Below are 1,457 nucleotides of genomic sequence, written 5' to 3' on the forward strand. Positions count from 1 at the left end.
CCTGTTAATAGGCAAAATTTTGTTGGTTATAATGTGAAGCGGAGCGAAACCAGCCAACTGAATTTTGTCCGCTTTTAAACTGTTTGTTATGTGCTTGATTTGCCATGCCTATATTGTTCTATACTACCAAACAGAAAACAAATACCAACATACAACCAAATAGTACTTGCTACAATTTGCCAAATATCAAACCCCGACGAAGTTACAAACGTTGGAATAGCAATTAAACCACGCAACGTACAAAGTAATGTAATGGTAATTAAAGCCGAACGAAGTAAAGGAACTTTGCGAATTAAGCCTACCGCAGAAAAAGCAAAAACAGAGCAAGCAAACATTAAACCTGCAACAATTACAGTGCCAATAGGTGCGAGTAATGTACCTTGAACTGCTGAATCTATAATCGGTTGAGGTGCTCGAGCAAATACAAACCAACTAGGGCCACCGATAATACAAAGAAGGTGCCAAATAGCGGAGGCTGATGCAATAACCCCAGCGCTGATTAACAACTTCGATTTAACACTAAAATTCAATTCGGGCTCCGATACTTCACTGGCACATAACGCCCGATTAACAGGTAAAAAATTGTGGGCTAAAATTGAGCGAAGCGAATAGCCCGCAAGTTTTTTATCCCTGTTTAATTGCTTGTTATGCGTTGACACTCAAATTTAGAAGCGCTTGCGCCTGCACCAATAAGCCAAACTTAAAATTAAAAAACATCCACCAAACTCAAAATTGCAAAGAAGCGTTCGACTGGTGAATGACCTTTCTGGTCACAGCTTAAATTGAAAAACGAAAAGCCAAGACCAACTTAAAATTTGATTACGCCACTTTACCTAAAAGCTGATTTGAAGAAAAGGCTTGAAGTAAAAACCGTTTTAAAGACAGCGAGTTAAAGTGACGCATAACGCTTGCCTAACCGGCGCGAAATAGCAGGCTAAAATTAGCGACGAAGGAGCGCAAGCCTGCTGTTTTGCGTCCTTTGGTTTAGGCACTTGTTATAAGCACCTTGCTTGATTGCCAAAGCTTGCCCCTTCATTTGGCGCAAGAGTTTGGATATAACTTATTGAACTAAAATTACTTTTAGTGCTATTTATTCGTTTTGAAAAGTTAAAGGCTTTAAACTTGCCTACAACCCTAACCAACTTACCCTCATATGCATCAGCTAACTTCTGAATATGAGCTTCTGCATTATTGCTATTGTAAACAACCTGCGCTGCTTCAAATGGTTGAGAAATAGCATTTTCATAGGCTCTTGCTATGTAGCTAGCTTGATCAAGATATAAACTTCCGTTTTCAAACTCTACGCTTATCACGCCTACTGTTTGGACGCATTTACCGTCATACTTGTCAGGTGATGACAATAAGCTTACAAAAGAGACTTTTTCAGCTGCAATACTAGAAAATGCTGTCATTAAGAAAATTATGCTAAAAAGTTTACTCATATCCCAAAGTGCTTA

The 1,457-nt window shown here is 38.8% G+C and carries 2 protein-coding genes; both read right to left on the reverse strand.

Annotated features, from left to right (window positions below):
• Nucleotides 1-86: 86 nt before the first annotated feature.
• Entirely contained in the window at nucleotides 87-530 is a 444-nt protein-coding gene (locus ACGHEH_RS21565; RefSeq protein WP_390449800.1) for a hypothetical protein, read from the reverse strand.
• 465 nt (nucleotides 531-995) lie between these two features.
• Nucleotides 996-1,442 (reverse strand): hypothetical protein, encoded by a 447-nt coding sequence (locus tag ACGHEH_RS21570; RefSeq protein ID WP_390449803.1) that lies wholly within the window; start codon nucleotides 1,440-1,442, stop codon nucleotides 996-998.
• Nucleotides 1,443-1,457: the final 15 nt, after the last annotated feature.

The sequence above is a fragment of the Pseudoalteromonas sp. MTN2-4 genome, assembly GCF_042848605.1.
Lineage (GTDB): Bacteria > Pseudomonadota > Gammaproteobacteria > Enterobacterales > Alteromonadaceae > Pseudoalteromonas.